This window comes from Bifidobacterium psychraerophilum, from assembly GCF_000741705.1.
Classification (GTDB): domain Bacteria; phylum Actinomycetota; class Actinomycetes; order Actinomycetales; family Bifidobacteriaceae; genus Bombiscardovia; species Bombiscardovia psychraerophila.
Genome location: NZ_JGZI01000008.1, coordinates 19,246 through 41,548 on the forward strand (window position 1 = coordinate 19,246; position 22,303 = coordinate 41,548).

General features: G+C 58.2%; 14 protein-coding genes. 2 read left to right on the forward strand and 12 right to left on the reverse strand.

Annotation, left to right across the window (positions count from 1 at the left end; translation table 11 throughout):
• Positions 1–107 precede the first annotated feature (107 nt).
• The 6 genes from BPSY_RS02550 to BPSY_RS02580 all read right to left on the reverse strand — a co-directional run bounded on the left by BPSY_RS02550 (position 108) and on the right by BPSY_RS02580 (position 9,485).
• Positions 108–1,967, reverse strand: a complete 1,860-nt coding sequence (locus tag BPSY_RS02550) for a glycoside hydrolase family 13 protein (protein ID WP_033496911.1) — start codon at positions 1,965–1,967, stop codon at positions 108–110.
• Between the two features lie 304 nt (positions 1,968–2,271).
• Positions 2,272–4,407, reverse strand: coding sequence for a Sip1-related alpha-galactosidase (locus tag BPSY_RS02555; RefSeq protein WP_081884144.1), 2,136 nt, complete (start codon positions 4,405–4,407; stop codon positions 2,272–2,274).
• An 88-nt stretch (positions 4,408–4,495) separates the two neighbouring features.
• Complete coding sequence (locus BPSY_RS02565) at positions 4,496–6,271, reverse strand: glycoside hydrolase family 13 protein (RefSeq protein ID WP_081884145.1); 1,776 nt, start codon at positions 6,269–6,271, stop codon at positions 4,496–4,498.
• 4 nt (positions 6,272–6,275) lie between these two features.
• The gene (locus BPSY_RS02570; protein ID WP_033496909.1) at positions 6,276–7,100 is read right to left on the reverse strand and encodes a carbohydrate ABC transporter permease; all 825 of its coding nucleotides are present in this window, start codon (positions 7,098–7,100) and stop codon (positions 6,276–6,278) included.
• A gap of 5 nt (positions 7,101–7,105) precedes the next feature.
• The gene (locus BPSY_RS02575) at positions 7,106–8,053 is read right to left on the reverse strand and encodes a carbohydrate ABC transporter permease (protein WP_081884147.1); all 948 of its coding nucleotides are present in this window, start codon (positions 8,051–8,053) and stop codon (positions 7,106–7,108) included.
• Between the two features lie 94 nt (positions 8,054–8,147).
• On the reverse strand, positions 8,148–9,485 hold the full coding sequence (locus tag BPSY_RS02580) for an ABC transporter substrate-binding protein (protein WP_033496908.1): 1,338 nt from the start codon (positions 9,483–9,485) through the stop codon (positions 8,148–8,150).
• Between the two features lie 349 nt (positions 9,486–9,834).
• On the opposite strand from BPSY_RS02580, the gene BPSY_RS02585 reads away from it, so the two are divergent.
• A complete protein-coding gene (locus BPSY_RS02585) occupies positions 9,835–10,854 on the forward strand; it encodes a LacI family DNA-binding transcriptional regulator (protein WP_033496991.1) in 1,020 nt (339 codons plus the stop codon).
• Positions 10,855–11,282: 428 nt separating this feature from the next.
• On the opposite strand, the gene BPSY_RS02590 is transcribed toward BPSY_RS02585, so the two are convergent.
• The 3 genes from BPSY_RS02590 to BPSY_RS02600 are packed head-to-tail and all read right to left on the reverse strand — an operon-like array spanning position 11,283 to position 14,395.
• Positions 11,283–12,161, reverse strand: coding sequence for a carbohydrate ABC transporter permease (locus BPSY_RS02590; RefSeq protein ID WP_033496907.1), 879 nt, complete (start codon positions 12,159–12,161; stop codon positions 11,283–11,285).
• A gap of 1 nt (position 12,162) precedes the next feature.
• The gene (locus tag BPSY_RS02595; RefSeq protein WP_033496906.1) at positions 12,163–13,089 is read right to left on the reverse strand and encodes a carbohydrate ABC transporter permease; all 927 of its coding nucleotides are present in this window, start codon (positions 13,087–13,089) and stop codon (positions 12,163–12,165) included.
• A gap of 25 nt (positions 13,090–13,114) precedes the next feature.
• On the reverse strand, positions 13,115–14,395 hold the full coding sequence (locus BPSY_RS02600; protein ID WP_033496905.1) for an ABC transporter substrate-binding protein: 1,281 nt from the start codon (positions 14,393–14,395) through the stop codon (positions 13,115–13,117).
• Between the two features lie 268 nt (positions 14,396–14,663).
• Between BPSY_RS02600 and BPSY_RS02605 the strand changes: the two genes are divergently transcribed.
• Positions 14,664–15,950 carry an ROK family protein gene (locus BPSY_RS02605; protein ID WP_081884149.1) on the forward strand — a complete coding sequence of 429 codons (1,287 nt, stop codon included), beginning with the start codon at positions 14,664–14,666 and terminating at the stop codon, positions 15,948–15,950.
• Between the two features lie 160 nt (positions 15,951–16,110).
• Here the strand turns inward: BPSY_RS02605 and BPSY_RS02610 are convergent, their stop codons facing one another.
• The 3 genes from BPSY_RS02610 to BPSY_RS02620 form a co-directional block, all read right to left on the reverse strand.
• Complete coding sequence (locus tag BPSY_RS02610) at positions 16,111–18,336, reverse strand: alpha-galactosidase (protein WP_033496987.1); 2,226 nt, start codon at positions 18,334–18,336, stop codon at positions 16,111–16,113.
• Positions 18,337–18,581: 245 nt separating this feature from the next.
• The gene (locus BPSY_RS02615; protein WP_051921533.1) at positions 18,582–19,088 is read right to left on the reverse strand and encodes a nucleoside deaminase; all 507 of its coding nucleotides are present in this window, start codon (positions 19,086–19,088) and stop codon (positions 18,582–18,584) included.
• An 88-nt stretch (positions 19,089–19,176) separates the two neighbouring features.
• Entirely contained in the window at positions 19,177–21,969 is a 2,793-nt protein-coding gene (locus BPSY_RS02620) for a cation-translocating P-type ATPase (RefSeq protein ID WP_081884151.1), read from the reverse strand.
• Between the last annotated feature and the right edge of the window lie 334 nt (positions 21,970–22,303).

Below are 22,303 nucleotides of genomic sequence, written 5' to 3' on the forward strand. Positions count from 1 at the left end.
TACGCGATTCGCGCAGGAAAGCCGACCCGGACTCCCCGGTATCGCCGGAGCTTCGGATGAGCGCATCACATGCACGACGACGCGAAGGAGCTCGGCGTTGGATCAGATCACAGCGTGTAGGCGAAGGCCTCCCAGGGGGAGAGCTTGCCTGTCAGCAACGAAGCCGCAGTGTCCTCATCCGGATAATTGCTGATGACCACCTTGCTGGGATCCACCGCCCCCAGCGTCGCGGTCATCATGCCGGCATGGTCGATGCCCAGGAGCTGCGCGGTCTGCTCGGGGATCCTCGCGTGATCGGAGGAGAGGTTGACGATAACCAGCAACCGCTCCTGCGTGGATTCGAGCTCACGGGTGAAGGCGTAGACCTGTCGGTCATCCTTATCAAGCAGGTGCCATGAGCCTGCGGCAACCACCGGGTTCTCGTGACGCAACGCGATCAGCTTGCGATAGAAGGCCAGGACGGAGTCCTGATCCCGTTTCTCCGCCGCGGCGTTAATGGTCGCGTGGTTCGGATTCACCGAGATCCAGGGTTCCTTCGGGGCATAGGACGCCGTGAATCCCGCGTATGTGCTCGAATCCCACTGCATCGGGGTGCGTGCGTTATCGCGGCTCATCACTGCCATACCGTGCAGCATCGAAGCGGCATCCTGCACCTTCGCCTCTTCCACACGCTGATGGTACATATTGATGGATTCGAGGTCGCGATACTGGTCGAGACTGGTGAATCCCGCATTGGTCATCCCCAGTTCCTCACCCTGATAGATATACGGGGTGCCACGATGCATATGCAGCAGCAGGCCGAGCGCCTTGGCGGACAGCGAGCGCAGCTCTTCACTCGAGGTGTCCCCCCAACGCGAAACGATGCGAGGCTGATCATGATTGTCGAAGTACAGGCTCGCCCATCCGGCGTCACGCACGGCCTCCTGCTCGCGGGACATGATGTCCTTCAGCTTGGGTGCCTCGAATGGCAGCACATTCCACTTCGTGCCCTCCTGGTCGATGCTCACGTGATCGAAGAGGAACAGCATGTCGAGCTCATGATTCGCCGGATCGGAAATAACACCCGTGCGCTCCGGTGACAACCCCGGTGCCTCTCCGACGGTGATCACACCTTCACGCCCTTCAAACACGGCTGCGCGCATTTCCTTGAGGAACTCCTCAAGCCTCGGGCCATCGGTGCAGAAGGGTCCCGGATTCGAGTACCCTTCCGGGCCTACCGGGGTATCCTCCAACAGGCAACCCGCCTCACCGGGCAGCAGACCATTCTCGTCCATGACCTTGGAAATCATCACAATGACATCCATGCGGAAACCATCGATGCCACGATCCATCCACCAGTTCATCATCGAGTACACGGCCTGGCGCAGTCCCTTGCTCTCCCAATTCAGTTCGGGCTGCTTCCTGGAGAAGTTGTGCATGAAGTACTCTCCGCGCTTGGGATCGTACTCCCAGGCGGAACCACCGAAGCAGGAGCCCCAACGGTTCGGCTCCGCGCCCGGGGTGCCCGGCTCGAACCCGGGACGTGCCGGACGCCACCAGTACCAGTCGGCGTGCTCATCCTCGGGATCCCGGGATGCTTGGAACCATGCGTGCTCGTCAGAGGTATGGTTCACGACAAGATCCATGACGACCTTGATGCCGCGCGCATGCGCTTGGGCCAGCAACTCGTCCATGTCCTCAAGCGTGCCGAACAGCGGATCGATGTCCTGGTAGTCGGAAATATCATAGCCATTGTCATCCTGCGGGGATTTGTATACAGGGCTCAACCAGATAACATCCACTCCGAGATCGGCCAGATAATCCAGGCGTGATGTGATGCCCTGAAGATCGCCGAAGCCGTCGCCGTTCGAATCCTGGAAGCTTCTTGGGTATATCTGATAGACCACCGCATTCGTCCACCAAGGATTCGGCGTCGCCCCGTTCGTGCGGATGGAGTCCGCGATTGGGACTCGTTGTTGTGTCGTCATTGCTTTGTTCCTCCTTGAGTTCCCACAAGTTTCCTGAACCCTGCCGTTCGCGCCTCACGCTCCGATCAGCACCGACGGGGCCGACCCAAACGATACAAGCGCTTGCTCCAATGCGACGCAAAAGCGATTCGACGCCGCTGTCGTGCACCCGCGAACCCCAAGGTCCTTCGATTTTCGTCTCCCAGTATGACAACGATTGAATAACTTGGGATGCCCCGGCGCGTCCATGCGCCGGGGCAAGTAAATGGCCCAGGAGCCTTCGGATACGAGAGCCGAATCGGCTACGTCCGTGCAACGAGCCCCATCATTGCCGATTGAAGTCGATGAAGAGCGGGGAACCATCGGATTCGACGGTGACCACCACATCGTTGCGTTCGAAAGTGCGATCAGTATTTCCTTGCGTGACACGACTGGTGAGCTGCGATGGGTCAAGATATGCGAATGTCCCCGGCTCCCTCAGTTCCACACAGACCCCTTGCTCGGTCCTCACCACATGCGTGACGAAGGCGGGCGATAGATACTTTTCCACCACCCCGATGGGAATGATCCCGCCATAGCGTGAGGCATCCTTCTGAGCGACGGACAGATACAACGACGCCTCACCATAATCCACAGCGACCGGCATCTGCTCTCCGGGCCCCAATCTCACCGCAGCGCGAGAATCCCAGGAGTACAACCACAAGGCCTCATCCTGGGCCCGAATGGCTGCAAGGCAAGGCTCACTCCCATGACCATGCTCTTGGGAGCCGTCCGCCAATCCGATAACCGCGTGAACACCGACCGAAGCCACGCTGCTGTTGATGATCAGCGCGCCCTGATGCCGTCTGGGATCGTCGATCAGATCACTCACATCAGGCACGCCGGCGGCGTCACACCGAGGAAGGAAGCCATCCTGCGCAAGCAGCGGGCGCAGTTCGTCAGGGCATGTGTGGCCCAGCGCATCGGAGCAATACAAGGGCCCGGCACTCATCATCCTGAGCAGGGCATGGGTACGCGCATGCGGATGCTCAGTCCAGAACATATCCCAATCGCAGTGGTACAACTCCCTCATCATGGCCGATACGTATACATTCTGCATCACATGCTCCGTCAGGGACGACACATCTCTCGGCAGAAAATCGTCACTGGTGCGAACAATGGGGGATGATGGCCGATGCCAATAATCCTCAGGGGCCATCCCCATGCAATTAATAAGGGCACCGTGAAAATGCATGGCCACTGCAGCGTCCAGACCCGTGTGACGACCTGTGGCCGTCGCACCGTAGCTCTCGAGGCTTCTGGACATTACGGACATGGAACTTTGGGAATCGACCTTAACGAAATCAACACCTGCGCCTCTCAGGTAACCGTCCCACGCGTGCCACCAGCCGAAGGACTGCTGTGGTTCACCGCCGGGAACCATGCAACCGTTGGGCATCCTCTGCAGGAAACCCTTTGCCTCCATGGCGATTCCTGACGCCGGGTCCACCCCGTTCCAATAGCCCTGGTAAGCCTGCCACACCCCGACATATTTCACGCCATACCGTTGTTTCAGGATGCGGACCGTGTGCCCGAGCCCCTCTGGGAAGCGCTCACGATCTGCGTGCCATCCCTGCAGCAGCTTCCTTTCACGGTCCACCTGAGACCAGCCGTCATCGATCAACACCCAGGAAAGGGGAATCCCTTGTCTCCTGAACTCATCCATTTTGAGCAGGATGTCCGATTCATTCACCTCCTGTCCCAATGAATCCCAGGTACACCAGCCAAGGCCTTCGCACTGCCGCGGGAAAGGGCGTTGATCGCGCAGCATGATGCCCTGCATCTGCGCACCTTGTTTCACGCATGCCTCAATGCACGCATAAGGTTCAGATGCACTTGCACAGACCAGCACCATGTCCGTCATGGCGGTATGTCCCGGCACGTTGGAGCACACCGATACACGAAACCCGTTTTCGGTACCGCTGATATCCGCCCGCAATGACTGCCCGCAGACTGCGAGCGCCGCATTCCACATATACCCTTCGCCGCAGCCATCAGGGTATCGTCCCGATGAGCGCCACAGCAGCAGCTGTGTCCGTTGCGGAATCTGCCGGTATGACTCCGCCCAGCATGGCCTCATCCACCATTCCTTATGCTGATACAGGCACAGCATCGACCCTTGTGGAGCCCGCACCGCCCCAAGCTCAATCGTGAGGCCACAATCAGCGTCAAAACTCGCTTCCTGCTGGAATCGTTCACCGTCGTATCCAGCCAAAGCAGCATCAATGCCGAACGACCAAACACCGTGAGAGTCCGCATGCTCATCGGAGGCGACGACCTGCAGGGATTCCACCGTCAGAGACCGTTCCTGAATCGCTGAAAGCCTCTCTCCTGACCACGCCGGGTTGTCGGCAGGCCTGACATGGGCGCTAAGGCTGCGTACTTCAACAGGGCAGGTGGGAATCGAACTCTTGTTGTTCATCTACGGCACTCCTCTTTCGGCATAGGACGACGATGTGCGTTGTTAACGACGGTATGGGCTTCGTGCGCTGCTTTCATGCAATCTCCGCTTAGCCCGCAAACGCTTCCCTCAGGTACCAGATCGTCGTGTCAGGCGCGACGGATTCAACGCTTGCGCCCGGCTCCCACCGGGCATCGGAGGAGATCAGAACCCGGGCGTCGCATGGCAAAGGGAGACTTATGGAATCACTAAAATTCACGATCACATACAAGCCGGATGGAAGCCGCCAGTGGAGCGCATGAAGGCTTCCCGCCGCGACTCCCCCCTCATCATGCCCGACGGGCTCAGGAGCGTCCAAGGGCTCGTATGCCAGCGTCGGGTTGTCCGTATTCCACAGAGCTCTGAGCCTCAACGCGACGCGATACATCTGCAAGGTTGATCCCGCTTCCGCGGACTCTCTTTCAACGCTGGACGCCGCAAAATATTCAGGTTGCGTCAACCACGAATGCCCGGAATCGCTGAAGCCGAAACTGCCTCCCGTGCTCCTCCACGGTATTGGGATACGGCAGCCGTCGCGCCCTTTGAAACGGTGCCCGCTTCGTTCCCAGTTCGGATCCTGTATTTCGTCAATGGTGAGTTCCAGATCTTCCGGAAGGCCGAGTTCCTCACCCTGATACAGGAATACCGTTCCCGGAAGCCCCAAAAGCATCAGTGTCGCCGCGCGGGCCCGCCGCAGGGCTTTGAGGCCGTCGATTCTTGGCTCAGTCCCGTTCGACGTAACCCACTGTTCCACATCGGCGTCGCAGGGCAGCCCCAATCGTGATGCATGCCGCGGCACGTCATGGTTCGAAAGCACCCAAGTCGGCGAAGAAGCTGATGCCGCCGCGTTCCGAAGGGTCCTGTCGATGATCCGCGCGTAAGCCTTTGCATCCCAGGGACATTTCAACAGGGAGAAATCAAACACAGCTCCAAGCTCGTCCTGCTGCGAGTATCGGTACACACGTGGGTTGAAAGGCGTCCAGGTCTCACCAATCGCATACTTTGGCGGGTCATAGGAATCGAACAACCGTCGCCACTCGCGATAAATCGCATGAACCTGATCCCGATCCCAGAGAGGATCCGAACCGTCATCGCTCTCCGGAGCCATCAACGACGGATCGATCCGGTCACGCAGAGGTTCGCGCAGATCCTTAGCCAAACCATGTGACACATCGATTCTGAAACCGTCGACTTCCCTGTCGCACCAGAACTTGAGGATTCTGAGAAAATCCGCCCGTACCTGCGGTGCGTCCCAATTCAGATCGGGCTGCTCCTTGGCGAAAAGGTGCAGATAGTACCACCCGTCGGAACAGGGCTCCCAAGCGCTCCCGCCAAAGTTGCTCAGCCAATTGGTGGGTGGCTCACAACCCTCCGGGCCCTTTCCCTTGGCAAATACATAACGTTCGCGTTCCGGCGATCCGGGGGCCGCCTCAAGAGCGCGCCTGAACCAGGGGTGCTGATTTGAGGTATGGTTCGGAACGATGTCGATAACAACTCTGATCCCTCTGTCATGGGCCTGCGTGAGGAGATCATCGAAATCCTCCAATGTCCCGAACCGGCCATCCACATCGCAGTAATCGGAAACATCGTAGCCACCGTCCGCCATTGGCGATGGATAGAACGGCGACAGCCATATGGCGTCCACACCAAGCTCAAGCAGGTAGTCAAGTTTGCCGATGACACCACGAAGATCACCTTCGCCATCACCATTCGCGTCTTTGAAGGAACGCGGATATATCTGATAGATGCATGCGCCTTTCCACCAGTCTTGAGCCGCGTGACCGGATCCCGCGACCTCCGGGAATCCCGCGGGCGCCCGCCGGTCCTGAGTATGTACAACAGTCATGATGTTATCCTTTGACGGAACCAGCCAGCATCGCACGGATGAAGTATCGCTGCAGGATGATGAACAGCAGCATCGTCGGAGCCATGATGAGCAACGCCCCGGCGTTGAGGAGGACCGTGTCCGTCTGGTATTGGCCTACGAAGGCCTGCAATGCTCCCGCCATCGTTCGTTTGTTTGGATCATTCACGAGTACAACCGCCAACAGGAACTGGTTCCAGGTCGCCAGAAAGGTGAGAATGCCTAGCGAAGACACAGCGGGCAGCGCCAGTGGAAGCTGAATGGACCGAAATGTCCGCACATGTCCGGCGCCATCTATGCTCGCAGCCTCAATCAGGTCTCTGGGCATCTGTTCAAAACACGACCTCATCCACACAATGCCGAACGGCAGATTCAGCCCGATGAGCGGCAACATCAAAGCGAGCCGGGTATTCAGCAGTCCCATACCGCTGATTTCGTAATACAACGGCGTCACGAGGGTTTCGAACGGGATCGTGAGCCCCACGATAAACAGCATGTAGAGCAGACGTCCGAAGGGAACCTTCAGTTGCGCGAAGGCATAACCTCCGAGAGCGGAAAAGAGTACCACGAGTGGCACCACGACGATGACCAGCAAAGTACTTGACCACAGCAGGGGAGTGATGTCCGCCATATTCCATGCGTCAACGAAGTTAGACCACTGCGGATGCGCGGTGAATTGGATGCCCTCCGGCATGGATCCCTGAGGCTGCAGCGCAGCGGACAGCATACTCAGGAAGGGCAGCACGGAGAAGATGATGGTGAGCGCCAGCACCACATTGCCGGCGGTACGAACCGATACTGATTGCTTCATGGCGATCAGCCCCTCTTTCCATTAACCAAACGCTGCAACGGTCCTACAACCAACAGCACCAGAATCATCAATGCGACCGCCAAAGCCGACGCGAGACCGACGCTCTGCTCGGTAAATGCAAGCCGGTATACCGCGACACCGGGGACCATGGTCGAACGCCCGGGCCCACCTTGCGTCGACATGTACACCACGTCGAAGCTCGCCAGAGCGGCGACGATGGTCATGGTCAGGCACACTCCGATCTGTCCTCGCAGACCTGGGATGGTGATCGAGAACAACTGCCTCCACCAGCCCGCCCCGTCCAGAGAGGCGGCCTCATACAAGGACTGATCAATCGAACCCATACCCGACAGCAGCAATACGATGCAGAAACCAAGCTGCAACCAGAAACCGATAACGCCGACTGCGGCCAACGCGGTGCTTTGATCTCCGAGCCATACATGGGCGAGATCTCCAAGACCGATCGCACGGAGCATCTGGTTTACAGTGCCTTTGTCCGCCAGCATCCACGTCCAGGCAACAGCAGCCGCGGCCCCCGGAATGACACGAGGCAGAAAGAGACATACCTGTGCAAACGTGCTGGCTGTTTTCGATTTGATCTCCTTGATCAAGGCGGCGATGACCAGACCCAAAGCAATAGGAATCACCGAGAAGAACAGGATAAGGATGAAGGAATGCAGAATGCTGCCATACAGATCAGGATCCGTGAATACTGTGACATAGTTTTGCAATCCGACAAAGGTGCTTGCATCAATGCCGTTCCACTCATACAGCGAGTACCAGATGGTCTGAATGATCGGCCACAGTTCGAATACGCCGTAGAACAGCAGCGCCGGCGTCAGAAACAGCAGACTGACCAGTGCCAGAGAAGCCCTTCCCCCGGCTTGTGTGCGATGCCGCTTTGATGTCGCCTTGGGGTTCAGCCTCCCGGCATCAACCTGTATATTGCTCATGTTCCTGTCTCTTTCGCTGACCGTGACTTGGATTCGCGTCCTGCATCTCACGGAGAGCTGCAGGACGCATGAACATCAATTGTTGAAGGTGAAGCTACTTGACTTCCTTCTCGTACTGGGCCTGTATGGCCTTGGCGAATGCCTCAGGCTTCATGCTGCCGTCGAGAAGCTGTTGGAAGTTCGGAATGATGGCGCTTGCCTGCATACCGGCCGTCGCATTATTGATGAAATCGGTGGTATTGCCTGATTTGACCAAATCCTGGTAAGCCGCCAGTATCTGTGTCAGCAGCGCGTTATCCGTGCTGGGCGCGGTTCCCGAACCGATTGGCGGATAGCCATGATCCACCGCGATCTGTCGCGCCTCGTCAGTGGTCAGGAAGTTCAGGAACGCGGCCGCCGCATTCTTATGCTTGGCATTGGCCGGTATTCCAAATGCCGAAACCGCATTGGCCGCCGCGGAAGCCTCGTCACCACTGGCATTGCCCGGATAAGCGAAGAACCCGACATCCGAACCCAAGGACTCGTTCAATGTCGCCGAATACCAGCTGCCTGAAGGGAAGAAGAGGCCATCACCCTTCGCGAAACGCGATACTGCGGTTGATCCATCCAACGCCAAGGCATCATCCGAGAAGTATCCCTTCTCCTGCCAACTCTGGATGGTCTGCGCCGCCTGCACCGCACCTGCTGTGTCGAATGTGGCGCCCTCCGCCTGGAGTATCCACTTCTGGACGCTGTCCCGGCCTTCGTTGTTGACCAACAATGACTGGTAGATGTACGATGTGCCACCTTCTTTTGCGGGCATCACCATTGGCAGCACACCAGCGCTTTTGGCCTTCGCCATATCCTTCTCAAGCTCGCTTACGGTCTTTGGCGCCTCGGTGATGCCGAGCTTCTTGGCGACTGCCGAGTTCCAATACATACCGGTCATCGAGATACCACTGGGTATTGCGTAGAGGCTACCGGAACCGATTTTGCCGGAATCGTCGACTCTGTACACTTCGGTCTGCGAATCAGGAAGGTTCCAGCCATACGCTTTGCTGTAGTCGTCGAGGTTGGTCAGATGCTTGCCACGCACTGCGGAGTTGATGTCGGTGATCCTGGCGATGTCAGGGGCATCAGCCGATGAGATGATCCTGGGCCCATTCTGCTGGGACACGTTATCGGGGTCATACGTCGCCTTGATGGTGATATTGGGATTCTTCTTCTCAAAAGCCGCGATCAGGGCGTCATCATACGTTTTCAGCCCGGCTCCGTCCCAAAGGGTCAACTCATATTTAGTATCTCCCAAATCGGTACTCACCGCTTCGGCACTTGAGGTGTTCTGACCCGACGACCCCGGACCGCAGGCGGCCAACGAAGCGACGCAGGCGACTCCGAGCATTGCGGCGGTTGCCTTCAAAACGCGTGACGACATATATGTTCCAATCTTCATTGATTTTCCTTCCTTGTGCTCCACTGGTAATCCTCATTAATAATCGCAGTGAAATACTAAGCGCTTATGTATCATAATAATCAAGAGTTGTTTGTTTTGTCAAAGCATCTTGTCGCTTCATTGATTATTGCTATAAAAATTTAATAAGCGCTTATTGTCTTACTTGATACGCTGATATGCGATCCGGCTGCCTCCGGCCCCTCGGAGAGCCAAGGAGGGCAGCTCGACGCAATTTCGAACCGTCACGGATACAATAGGAAACCATTCCCGCATGAATAGACCTCACCATAACGGGAATATGCACAGACATGATGCCGTCCGGCATCACACCACACTCGAAGGAGCCACAATGAAGAAGGCAACCGTCGAGGATGTAGCACGAGCGGCGGGGGTATCCACCTTCACCGTCTCGCGGGCATTACGGGATATGCAGCACGTCGCACCAGCCACCAAGGAAAAAGTGCTGAAAGCGGCCGAGGAACTTCAATACACCGCATCGAAGTCGGCGGCAGCTCTTGCCAGCGGGCAAACCAGCAGGATCGCGTTACTCTGTCGGGAGCGAATCGCGGGCTGGTTCATGGGCGAGCTCATGGACGGCCTGTACGACGTCCTCTCACCACTGAGTTACGACATCACCGTGTATCGGGCAGGAGATACCCGCCAGCGCAAACAGTTCTTCACGCGACTTCCCGCAAACAGCAATGCCGATGCAATCATCCTCACCGGCTTCTCAGTGACCGAACAGGAACAAAGCGCACTGACCGACATGGGCATGCCGATAGTACTGGTCAACTCCAAGGACACCGGTTTCTCACAGGGTTCGGTTGCAGTGGACGATGAGGATGGCGAGGCATCGGCAGTCCGATACCTGGCCGCTTTAGGGCACCACCGCTTCTGCTACGTAGGACGCGTCGATCCTCTCACCAGCAAAACCTGGGGCTTTGACGTCAGGATCCGCGGGTATCAGAATGTCATTGAAGATCTGGGCCTGATCGACTGCGGGGCATTCCATATCGACTCGGACACCCCACGAAGCTCACGGCAGGCAGTTGCGAGCATTCTGTCGCTCCCCCAACGGCCAACGGCAATATGCGTCTGGTCAGATTTTCACGCACTCAGCATCGTCCACGAACTCACCAAAGCGGGAATCAGAATTCCACAGGACATGTCCGTCATCGGCTTCGACGGCTCCGATATCTCCGCTGCCACAGGATTGTCGACCATCGCACAACCCGCACGCGACATAGGCAGAATCGCGGCCAAAAAAGCCCTGCATCTCATAGCAGGTGAAGACCTTGACGAAGCACACACCACAGTGCCGACGACACTCGAGCCCAGAGAAACCACCGGGCCGATCCGGAAAGCCTAACGATTCGACCGACCCCTGGCTGCCGGAAAGCCGATTCGCTGCCTTCGAGCAGCAAGCAAAAAGCCCCGCTCTATTACTGAGCGGGGCTCTGAACTGCGTTACATCACGATATCGAACTGCCTTCGTATCCTTTGCGGCTACCCACCCTATCTATGAGGAGGCGACCCTGGAGTCCTGAATACCGTATGACCTGGTTATTTGACGACGGGATCCTGCAATGTTGGGACGCTCGTTCGAGCGGACCCTGGAACATTTCCTCACGCCCCGTTGGGGGGCGCTCGGCGCCGTCAGCAAACAGCCCACAGGGCTGTTTACTACTTGACGGGATCCTGCAATATCGGACCGCTCTTCCGAGCGGACCTCACAACTCCTCGCGCCCCGTTGGGGGGCGCTCGGCGCCGTCAGCAAACAGCCCACAGGGCTGTTTGCTACTTGACGGCGCCCCTCATTACGCCGGAGATGACCCACTTCTGGGCGAAGATGTAGACGATGAGGATTGGGGCCATGGCCATCAGGTAGCTGGAGAAGGCCATCGGGTAATTCGTGGCGAACTGTGAGCTGAAGACATACTGCGCCAGCGGAATCGTCTGATTCGACTGATCGGTCAGGATGATCAAGGGCAGCAGGAAGTCGTTCCATGCCCATAGCGCGGTAAGAATGGCGATGGTCGCATTGATCGGGCCCATCAGCGGGAAGATGATCTTCCAGAAGATGCGCCAGGTACCGGCACCGTCGATTCGCGCCGCCTCTTCCAAGGAGACAGGAATCGATCGAATGAAGCCCGTTGCGATGAACAGATTCGTTCCAAGGCCGAGCACCATGTACAACAGCACCAGACCAAGCTGGTTGTCCAGATGCCAGCTGCCGAACTGCTTGGCGATCGGCAGCATGATGACCGGGAAGGGAACGAACATCGCGGCGATGAAGAAGTAGTACATGAAGCGGAAGAAGCGCTTATCCATGTTCCTGGCCACAGCATATGCCACGAAGGTGTTCGTCAGCAGGGTCAGCACCACGGCGGCAACGGTGATCAACGCCGAGTTGAGCGCCGCCTTCGGGTAGTCGACCTTATTCCAGGCGTCGGCGAAGTTATGCCATTCCCAGGTGGTCGGCAGACTGAAGGTGCCCGCCTCGGCGGGTGTCTTCAGTGCGGTGATGACCGTGAAGTACAAGGGGATGAGAATCGTCAGCGACAATACTGCGATGACTGCGGTCAGCCACCAGTTGATACGGCGGGAGTGGCCCTTCCTGATCTTCTTGGACCCGGAGTCGTGAGCGTTGGCCCTTTGCAAAGTTGCGGAACTCATTTCAGATCTTCTCCTTGTTCCCAAAGAACTTCAACTGGACAAACGCGATGATTGCCAAAACAATGAAGAACAACACGGCGTTTGCAGTCTGGTAGGCGTATTCGCCACCGGTCAGACCACCCGAATAGATCAGATACGTCACCGTTTCCGTCTTGGAATCAGGACCGCCGTTTGTCAAAGCGACAACCTGATCGAAGGTGCCGAGAGCATTCTTCATGCTCAGCACCAGATTGATGGTGAAGAAGGGCCCGATCAGCGGGAAGGTGATCTTGCTGAAGCGCTGCCATCCGTTCACGCCATCGATCGAAGCGGCCTCATAGATTTCGCCGTCGATGGTCTGAAGACCCGCGAGGTAAATCAATGTGGAGTACGCGATGCCCTGCCATACGGCAAGGAAGACGATGGGGACCCAGGCGTAGTGCTCGCTCGTCAGCAAGGATTCGGATAGCCAACCTATGTTCAGGGCACGTCCCAGGGCCGGTAACGGCGTCATGAAGATGTACTTGAAGACATAGCCGATGACCAGCACACCAAGGGTGTACGGAATGAAGTAGATGGCCCTGAAACCGTTCTTGAACATCAGGTTGCCGTTGAGCGCCACCGCAAGGAACATCGACAGCACGTTGATCAGAATCGTGATGGCGATAGCGATCAGGAAGGTGAACAGGTATGCGTGCCCGACGCGGTCATCCGAGAACAATGCGGCGTAGTTCTTGAAACCGATCCACTTGTAATCGCCGAAACCCTGCGAGTTCGTGAATGAATACGCGACACCCTGGATGAACGGCACATACAGGAACAGTCCGAATATCACGGCCGCCGGAACGACCATCCAGTAATAGGCTCGATCAACCTTGCGGTTGGAGAAGGCACTGCGCTTCTTGGGTCGTTTCACAGCTGCGACCTGCGCGGTTTGTACATGTGACATGATGATCTCTCTATCCTTCCTCGGCCTACTCGAAGGTCCTGGCTTGGATCTTGTCCCACTCGGTCTGCATCGACGAGGTGAAGTTCTCCACATTCCCGCTGGATACCATCGTCTGGAGGTAACCACCGATGTTGATGGATGACGGGATGTAATGATCGCAGAAGTCGGCGAGCCTGTTCTCCTTGAAGAACGGCAGAACGCCCTTCAGCGCATCGTCACCGACGGTGGTGTCCTTCAGCGGGGTGAATGCGGACTGTGCTTTCGCATACGCCTCAAGTTGCGGCTTGCTCATCAGGAATTTGATGAATTTCATCGCTTCCTCGGGATGCTTGGTATCGGCACCCATCGTGAGCATGACATCGTTGCCTGCGGTCAGGATCTGTTCATCGGCGTTGTCCGTGGCGGGCATCTGGGCGAAGCCGAGGTCCACCTTCGCGTTGACCAGCCTGATCTGCGGAATCGCGTAGGTGCCCAGAGGGATGATTGCGGCCTTGCCGTTGGCGAAGTCCTGCGTACCCTGCTGATAGGTCACACCCTGATCGGCCTGCGAGTACTTCATCAATTCGACGACCTTGTTGCCGGCATCGGTCCAGATATCCTTGAAGGTCGTCTCGCCCTTCTTCAAGGCCGTGTACTTGCTTTCCGGCACCAGGGTGCCGTTCAGAGAAGCCAAAGGAGCCTGAAGCGTCCAGGAGTCAGCCGTCGTGGCCTGAACCGGTGTGATGCCTGCCGCCTTGAATTTCTGGAGCATGGCGATGAATTCGGACCAGGTCTGAGGAGGGTTGTCCGGATCCACACCGGCCTGCCTCCACAGGGTCTTGTTGTAGATGTAACCGCTGGCATTGCCTGCGAAGGGCAGACCGTACAGCCTCTTCTTCGCGGTATCCGTCGTTTGCACGAGGTTCTTGGCAATGGTGACCATGCCTGGGTTCAGCGTCTTCACGATCGGGTCATCAGTGAAATCGTGGAACACACCCGAGGCGGCGAACATGCCGAAGCTGATATCACCATTGAAGGTGATGACATCCGGTATGCGGTTCTTCACCAGGCGTGTGCGCAGATCGGTCTGCGCGCTTGCCGAATTGTTGATGTTGATGCGGATGTTCGGATTCTCGGACTCGAACTCCTTGGCCATCGCCTTGAACTGATCCGCCGCTTCCGACTTGAACTGGAAGAAATCAAGTGTCACGACCTGTGCGGTCGTGGAGCTGCAGCCGCTGATCGCCACACCTATGGCAGCGGCCAAAAGAGCAGCGCAAGCGCGGCCCAAAACTGTTTTCATTCGTCCCGACCAACCAGAAAGCATTCCGCTCCCCTTAGGACGAAAAATGGAATCAGACTTCATTTCGACTCCTTATTGTCGTGGCTCGGCGCGTCATCGCGTACAGAGCTTTCCTTCATCCTGCATCATATCCAGCAGCAATTATCATTCCTATCTCTGGCGCGTCAGTTGTAGTTGACAACAAAATCGAGCTAATTTTATAAACTAGGAAAGAAAAAAACTCGATTCCGTCTCTCCACCCTGTGATAGACGTTGCGGCAGACGGAGACCAGAAGCTTGGAGGAAAGGCCCAATGACAACGTCTTCGGATCTGGACCCGCTCAACGGCATCCCGGTCGATTCATCTTCAAGCAAGCAGAAGGCTGAAAGCGCACCAATCCCGCAATGGTTCGACGCATCTCCGTACACCCATCAGGTCGCCGCCGACATCGTCCGTTACGGCCCGATCGCCCGTACGACACTCGCACAGATACTGAAGCTGTCCCAGGGTGCTTTGTCCCGTATCACCGGCGATCTGTTGCACCTCGGCGTGATCGAGGAGCTGCCTGATGCGCGCCTGGCCCAGGATGCGGGACGTCTGCCTTTCGGCTTCTCCCAGAAACAGAGCGAAAGCTCCGAGAAGCGCGGGCGCCCGTTGACCGCCTTGCGCATCAACAAGGACGAACGCTCATTCATCGGTATCAATGTGCGCGGCAACAGCGCCCTGGCGGTCGCCGTCAACGCCTTATGCGAGCCGCTCGGCGAACCGCACACCCTTGCCTTCACCTACCAGTCGCCCGAAGAGCTGGCCGTATCGCTTGCCAAGGTCGTCGCGGAGTGCGTCAAGGATGCGAAACGTGCCGCCTTGCCTGAACCGTCATTGCTGGGGCTGAGTCTGGGCGGGCATATCGTCGATAATGCGACGGTCACCGCGGCGCCATTCCTCCACTGGAACGGCAATGCGAATCTCGCTGAGCTGCTGACCCAGCGCTGTGGCATACCGACGCTGGTCTTCAACGATTTGGAATCGGCGCTGAGGCACGAATGCTGGTTCGGCGTGGGGGTTGGTGTCTCCCGCTTCGCCCTGATCACCATCGGGGCAGGAATCGGCTACTCCATCGCACAGGACGGGGAGCCTCTGAGCGGTTCGGAAACCAGCTACGGCACGGCGACCCATATCATCGTCGATCCGGAAGGTCCACGATGCTATCAGGGGCACATCGGATGCGCCGACAGTCTGACGAATGATTCCATCGCCGAACAATATTCGGAGATGATGTCGAAGACGTGCTCCTTCGAGGATTTCGTCACCGATGCGCGCAAAGGCCTGCGACAGGCGACCCAATTGCTCAATCGCACATGCTTCCGTCTGGGAGTGCTTATCGCCACCATCGCCAACGCCGCCATGCCGCAGAAGGTGCTGATCGGCGGGGAGTCCTCCTTCCTGGCCGAAATGAGCATGGAGTCCCTGCGCAAAGGCGTGGAAACCTACCGGCACAGCCAGGCCGCACCTGTGCCCATCGAAATCCTCGATGACACCTGGATCAATTGGGGCAGATCGGCGGCATCAAGCGCCATCGAACGATACATACTGGGCTGACGCCACCGGAGGCGCGGCGGCGCGGGAATTCCACGACCTCACTGAGGAACGGCAGAGGCGGACGCTGATATTCCAACGTCCGCCTCATCCTGTCTTTGACGATCGCCGCTCAGAGGATACTCATCGTATGAATATCATGATCCGCGATCCCACAGTCCTGTTATACGAGTTCCGCTTCGAACAGCACGGCCTGCGCGGGGTGGAGCGATGGCGTCCGCAGTCCTGACGACATCAGAAGCTCACCAGGGAGCACAACCCCATCGGCATTCCACCATGCCGAATCCGACTGGGCATTGCCTATCTGCGTGATGTCCTCACTGACGGACAATGGTTTCACGCGGTACAGTGCGTCGGCTTTCAGCCCCGGCAGACGTACCGGCGAGCTGGGATAAATCTTGGATGTCGTCAGTTGCGTGAAACGGTATACGCCGTGTGAACGGTCCTCACTCACCACCCCGTCCAGACGTATTCCGGGATCGCTGGAATCACCATGGACCGCGCTTCCGGTGGCGAAGATCCCTCTGCGCTCTTTGAATGCCTTGACCCATCCGGCGAGGGTCTGCAAGGCGTCCTGGGGTTCTTTCAACAGATTCCATTCAATGCCCATATGACCGAAGAACGCCGTGGCCATACGCAACTCCTGGCTGGTCGAACGTCTTGTCGAATGGGCCGGTGAGGCGCCCACATGCTCACCGATCATTTCCGGCGGCACCAGCAGCGATGTGTAGCGCTGGATATCGGCGCGTTCGACGGGATCGACGCAATCGGAAGCCCAGATGCGATCGGCGACCTCGAGGATGCCCAGATCCACACGCCCACCGCCCGAGCTGCAGGACTCGATTTCCAAGCCGCCATGTTTGCTTTTGAGATCCCTGAAGATACGGTATACGGCCTCGGTCTGCCGATGCACGCACGGACGTCCGCTTCTGAGGGACACCGCCTCGGTGACCAGACGGTTATGATCCCATTTGATGTAGTCGATGTTCAATCGCGTGACCAGACCATCCATCGCGGAGAACACATAGTCGTACGCATCGGGATTCGTCAGATCGAGCACCTGTTGACTGCGACCGGTCATCGGCAGTCTGTTCCTGGTCGGTCTCACGATCCAATCCGGATGGGCTCGCGCGATATCGGAATCCTGGTTCACCATCTCCGGCTCGAACCAGAGGCCGAACTCCATACCGAGCTCGTGCACATAATCCGCGAGCGCATCGAGGCTCTTAGGACCGGCAGGCCACACGGCGGGATCGATCTGCCAGTCTCCAAGACCGGCGGTGTCGTCGCGACGGTGCATGAACCATCCATCATCGACCACGAAACGTTCCACACCCGATTCCTTGGCCTTGTCGGCGAGCGCTTTGAGCGTGTCGAAGGAATGATCGAAGTACACGGCCTCCCATGTGTTCAGGATGACCGGGCGGGGGCGTTCGGCGAATTGCGGGTGCAAGGCACGCAGATACTCGTGGAATCGCGAGGCCACCTGGTTCAGCCCGATGCCATAGGAACCGTAGATCCAAGGAGTCGTATAGGTCTGGGACTCATCCAATTCGATTTCACCGCCGGCAAGGGTCTCCGCACCGCCGATCAGCCCCTGGGTGTAGCTCAGACGCTCCGCAGACAACAGTGAGTTGCCGCTCCAGGCGACGTGCACCGAGTAGACCTCACCCTGGGTGAAGCCGAATCCCGGAACACCTGCGGACAGCAGCAGCGAGGCGTCGAAATCGGGACGTCCGACCGTACTCGCCTTCTCAAGACGTCCGAGGTTGAAGGGTTGACGCTGCGGGGAGCGTTCACGCAGGTGATGCCCTGTTGTGGTCAGAATCTCGCTGTCGACCTCCGGCACCGGGAACGCAAGCTCGACCTTGTCGACCGCCAGGTCACCCTGGGCACCCTGCAGGTTGCTTACGACGGCCCTCTGGCGCACCAGTCCGGATGGGGTCAATGCGCACTGCCACTCGATACCCACATGCTGTTCCTCGTCAAGGGCTTGGACCGTCACCGTCTGTGCATCGGCTCCGAAGGAGACGTTGGCGACCACAAAGCTGCAGAACAACTCAATGCCCTTGCGCCTGACGACGAAACGCGAGACGCCGGACCAGGCCTCCGCCTGTGTAGGAAGCACACTGGGCCAGTTCGTGTCGTCAAGCGCACCAGACACCCGTTGGGGGCGCAATGCGTCATAGGCATTGGCCAGCTGCTCTGGATGACTCAGCGGCTTGCCCCAATAGACGATGCGTGGCATCTGGTCGTCCGCGACCACAAAGGCGAAACCGACCCCAGCCTGGGTCCGCTCCCCATAGAATGCCGCGACATGGGCGCCAAGAGAGGATTCTCCCTCGAAACGAGACCATACGGCCTTCTCAGATGTTTGTGTATAGCTCATGATGTTCCTCTTCAACCCTTTCGTCATCGAATCAGGATTCGTGTTATCCGATCGGCTGTGCAGCCCTCCGTCTAAGGAATTATCGTATGAAGACCGCGATTGCTTGTCTTGATTCTGCGTGTCATTCACGTATGGAAAGAAAAAACCCGACACTGTTCCACCGATAGCTGCGGAAGTGCCCAAAAGCGCATCCCGGAGCCTGCGATTCCGGCATCACACACCACCGGCACCGACCGGCCGGATAATTATCTTAATCCACGAAAGAAATTATTGAGTATATCCATGCAAGGTGTTTCCTGCACTCCCCCGATGACCTCCGGCATCGGGCCGGTATGGGGATCTCTCGGCAGATCCCAGACCGAGCCGCATGCACCCATCTTCGGATCCCAGGCCCCGAACACGATCCGGCCGATATGCGTCGCGAGCGCGGCCCCGGCGCACATCGGACAGGGTTCAAGAGTGACGACCAGAGTCATATCCGACAGATTCCAGCCCGAGTCCCTCCCCTGCCCGGCAGCCTGTCTGAGCGCAACGACCTCGGCGTGGGCCAGTGGGTCGCCCAATGCTTCCCTCTGATTGCGTCCGCTGCCGATGATCTCACCGCGGCCATCAAGTACAACCGCACCCACGGGGACATCCCCATCCTCCGCCGCCTGAGTGGCGAGATCCAATGCCGCGCACATGGCATCATCCCAAGGGGTGCCGTGTGCCCGGTCGCCTCGTGGCCCTATACCGTGCGACTGTGTATGCATACAGTCAATTAGTACCATCACATCTGGCGCAAGCCCCGGGTGAAAACGCCCGGGGTGCCCTGCGCCGACAGTCGAAGAGACCGGCCTGTCACCGGCTCGACTTCAGCATGGTGATGATGCCACGGCGGGCCCGGCGTCCCATCGCACGCAGACCTGACTTCGGACCATGCCCGTGCCTGGCGAGCCAGGCCCTGATGATCTTGTCTCCCTCACAGAAGAAGAGGACCGTGATGGACACCAGGAAGCACAGCAGCCATTGATCGGCCGACATCGGGGTCATGCCGAGGACCGATGCGACGGGAGCGATGTACATCGCGGCTATATGGATCAGCAAAGCCACAAGAGATGCGATGAGCAGGAATTTATTGCGCAGGGGGTTCAGCTGCACGATCAGCAGCGTTTCCGATCGCGCCGACATGGACATGAACAGATTGAACAGCACGAGCAACGTCAATGCCATGGTCCTGGCCTCTATCACCGCCGTACCGTTGTCGAGCAGCATGCGGAACATCACCAGAATGCACATGGCCATCCACAGACCGCACACGGCTGTTCTCGCCCACAAGGCGGCCGACAGCAGACCCTCTTTCTTCTCACGCGGTGGGCGCGTCAATTCATCGCCGCTGCCCGGCTCGAAGCCGAGTGCGATGTCCTGAACGCCGTTCGTGACGAAATTGATCCACAGCATCTGCAGAGGTAGGAACAGCAGCGGCATTTCGGCTATGACGTTCACGCCGACGGCGATCATCGCCGCCACCGCGGTGGACAGCAGGAAGAAGGCCGAGCCACGTATCGCTTTGAAGGTCACCCTGCCCTCGCGCACCGCGTCGGTGATGGTGACGAAGTTATCGTCGGTCAGGACGACGTCGCTGGCCTCACGTGCCACGTCGGTCCCCGATTTACCCATCGAGATGCCGACCGATGCCGCTTTGAGCGCGGGCGCATCGTTCACACCGTCACCGGTGACCGCAACGACCTCACCCTCATCCTGAAGCACCTCGACGATGCGAAGCTTGTCCTGGGGGGAGACGCGGGCGGCGATCGAGGTCTCCCGGAGCCTTGCCTTCAGAACCTCATCGCTCATATCAAGCATCTCACTGCCGGTAAGCGCGTCCTCGGTATGCCGCAGGCCCAGACGCTCGCCGATCGCCGCGGCTGTCAGCGGGTGGTCGCCGGTTATCATCTTGACTTCGATACCCGCGTCCGCGCAGCGTTTGATCGCTTCCTTCACTCCGGGACGGGGTGGGTCAAGCATGCCTTCGAGTCCGAGGAACTTCATGCCGTGGGGCTCACGATGCTCGGAAAGATCGACGTCCGCATCCAGATGCTTGCTGGCCACGCCGATGACGCGCAGGCCTTCCCTGCCCATGCTCTCGTATGTCTGGTGCAGGACCTGGGTGTCCATCCGGACCTCCTGGCCGTTGCCGTCATCCATCGTGGCGCTCATCGTGGCGATTTTGTCGGGCGCACCCTTCACATATTGGGTGTAGCTGCCATCGGGGTTGCGGCGGATGGTCATCGAATAGCGCAGATCGGGTTCATAGGGCGTCTCCACCTCGATCGGATACGCCAGTTCCGATGCGCTCACCGCTCCCGCCTCGTCGGCGATTCTCGCCATCGCCACATCCACGGCGTCACCGTTGTATGTCATCGTGCCGTCGTCTTCGGTGTTTCTGTATGCCTCATTGGTGAGGGCAGCGGCTTTGAGCAGTTGTTTCAGGCTCTCCGCCTGCCGGTCCTCAAGCCCGTCACGAGATTCGGCGTCGCACAGTGTGGGCTTGCCGTTGCCGACTGAGAACTGCTCCACCGTCATCCGGTTCTGCGTGAGCGTCCCCGTTTTGTCCGAACCGATCACAGTCGTCGATCCGAGTGTCTCGACTGCCGGCAAGGTGCGGACGATCGCATTGCGCTTCGCCATACGGGAGATGCCGAGTGCCATCGCGACCGTCAGCACGATCGGCAGGGCCTCGGGCATGGATGCCACCACCAGGGAAACCGAGGACAGGAATGCCCCGGTCGCATCCTTGTTGATGAACACGCCACCCATGAATACGAATACGGCAACGATCAGCACCGCGATGGAGATGCCGCGTTCCGTACGCTGCATGATCTGCTGCAGCGGGGTGTTCGCCTTGGCGGAGTTGACGAGGTCGTTGATCTCTCCAAGCTCGGTATCCGAACCGGTGGCCACGACCATGCCGCGGCCTCGTCCACTGGTCACCAGGGTTCCTGAGAATGCGACGCATTTGCGATCTCCCAGCGACGCATCCTCGTCAACGGCTTCGGTGTTCTTCTGCGCGTCAGTGCTTTCACCGGTCAGCATGGATTCGTTGATGCGCAAACGACTCGTTTCGATAAGCCTGAGATCGGCCGGAACACGATCCCCGCTCTCCAGCACCACGATGTCTCCCGGCACCAGATCGGCCGCCTCGATTCGCGTCATCGTCCCATCGCGCAGGACCCGCGAGGTCGGTGACGACAGCGATGCGAGCGCCTCGACGGCCTTATCGGCTTTGGACTCCTGGTAGTAGCCGATTATCGCGTTGAGCAGCAGCACAACAAAAATCGCGATCGCGTCGACGAAATGCTCCAATGCGATGGTGATGATGCCGCATCCAATGAGCACCGCAATAAGCGGACTCTTGAATTGGACGAGGAACATCTTCCACTTCGGCACCGGCGCTTCGGCCGAAAGGGCGTTCGCCCCGAACAGCGCCAGCCGTCGTTCCGCTTCCTTTGGGGACAGTCCTCGAGGCGCGGTCTCAAGCGCATCCAACGCCTGATTCACATCCGTCGAGTGCCATGACGTTTCTTCACGGGCAGGGACAACCGCGTCCGCCCGCTCCGTCGCGTCCTGTGGTGTATTCAATAGCTCGGTCATCACTGGGCCTTTCTCGTGAATGATTCAATCACCGGAGAGGTCGCTGCAAGTCCAGACCGGTTAGCGCGCGAACCCGGACAACCAGGTGGAAAACCTCGATGGCGCACATCAATCAGACCGTTAACAAAAACCTGACTCAACACTAACATGTTACTAACAACCGAATTTGTAATAATTGGAAACATTATGCTTCTGGCGGCATGGAGCAAGCTCATTGCATAACAATGGGAAGCTGGTGGTGTTTGCTTTCCTTGTCCTCGATAATGGAAAGGCAAGAGCGGCGACGACTTTCCCGAGCCCCGTCACAGACAACACACCAAGGGCAGAACCCGGA

Excerpts from the sequence above, each read along its gene's own strand:
- BPSY_RS02555 (WP_081884144.1), bottom strand. The coding sequence starts at position 4,407 with ATGAACAACAAGAGTTCGATTCCCACCTGCCCTGTTGAAGTACGCAGC.
- BPSY_RS02580 (WP_033496908.1), bottom strand. The coding sequence starts at position 9,485 with ATGAAGATTGGAACATATATGTCGTCACGCGTTTTGAAGGCAACCGCC.
- BPSY_RS02615 (WP_051921533.1), bottom strand. The coding sequence starts at position 19,088 with ATGCATACACAGTCGCACGGTATAGGGCCACGAGGCGACCGGGCACAC.
- BPSY_RS02550 (WP_033496911.1), bottom strand. The coding sequence starts at position 1,967 with ATGACGACACAACAACGAGTCCCAATCGCGGACTCCATCCGCACGAAC.
- BPSY_RS02595 (WP_033496906.1), bottom strand. The coding sequence starts at position 13,089 with ATGTCACATGTACAAACCGCGCAGGTCGCAGCTGTGAAACGACCCAAG.
- BPSY_RS02600 (WP_033496905.1), bottom strand. The coding sequence starts at position 14,395 with ATGCTTTCTGGTTGGTCGGGACGAATGAAAACAGTTTTGGGCCGCGCT.
- BPSY_RS02565 (WP_081884145.1), bottom strand. The coding sequence starts at position 6,271 with ATGACTGTTGTACATACTCAGGACCGGCGGGCGCCCGCGGGATTCCCG.
- BPSY_RS02575 (WP_081884147.1), bottom strand. The coding sequence starts at position 8,053 with ATGAGCAATATACAGGTTGATGCCGGGAGGCTGAACCCCAAGGCGACA.
- BPSY_RS02585 (WP_033496991.1), top strand. The coding sequence starts at position 9,835 with ATGAAGAAGGCAACCGTCGAGGATGTAGCACGAGCGGCGGGGGTATCC.
- BPSY_RS02610 (WP_033496987.1), bottom strand. The coding sequence starts at position 18,336 with ATGAGCTATACACAAACATCTGAGAAGGCCGTATGGTCTCGTTTCGAG.
- BPSY_RS02590 (WP_033496907.1), bottom strand. The coding sequence starts at position 12,161 with ATGAGTTCCGCAACTTTGCAAAGGGCCAACGCTCACGACTCCGGGTCC.
- BPSY_RS02570 (WP_033496909.1), bottom strand. The coding sequence starts at position 7,100 with ATGAAGCAATCAGTATCGGTTCGTACCGCCGGCAATGTGGTGCTGGCG.
- BPSY_RS02605 (WP_081884149.1), top strand. The coding sequence starts at position 14,664 with ATGACAACGTCTTCGGATCTGGACCCGCTCAACGGCATCCCGGTCGAT.
- BPSY_RS02620 (WP_081884151.1), bottom strand. The coding sequence starts at position 21,969 with ATGACCGAGCTATTGAATACACCACAGGACGCGACGGAGCGGGCGGAC.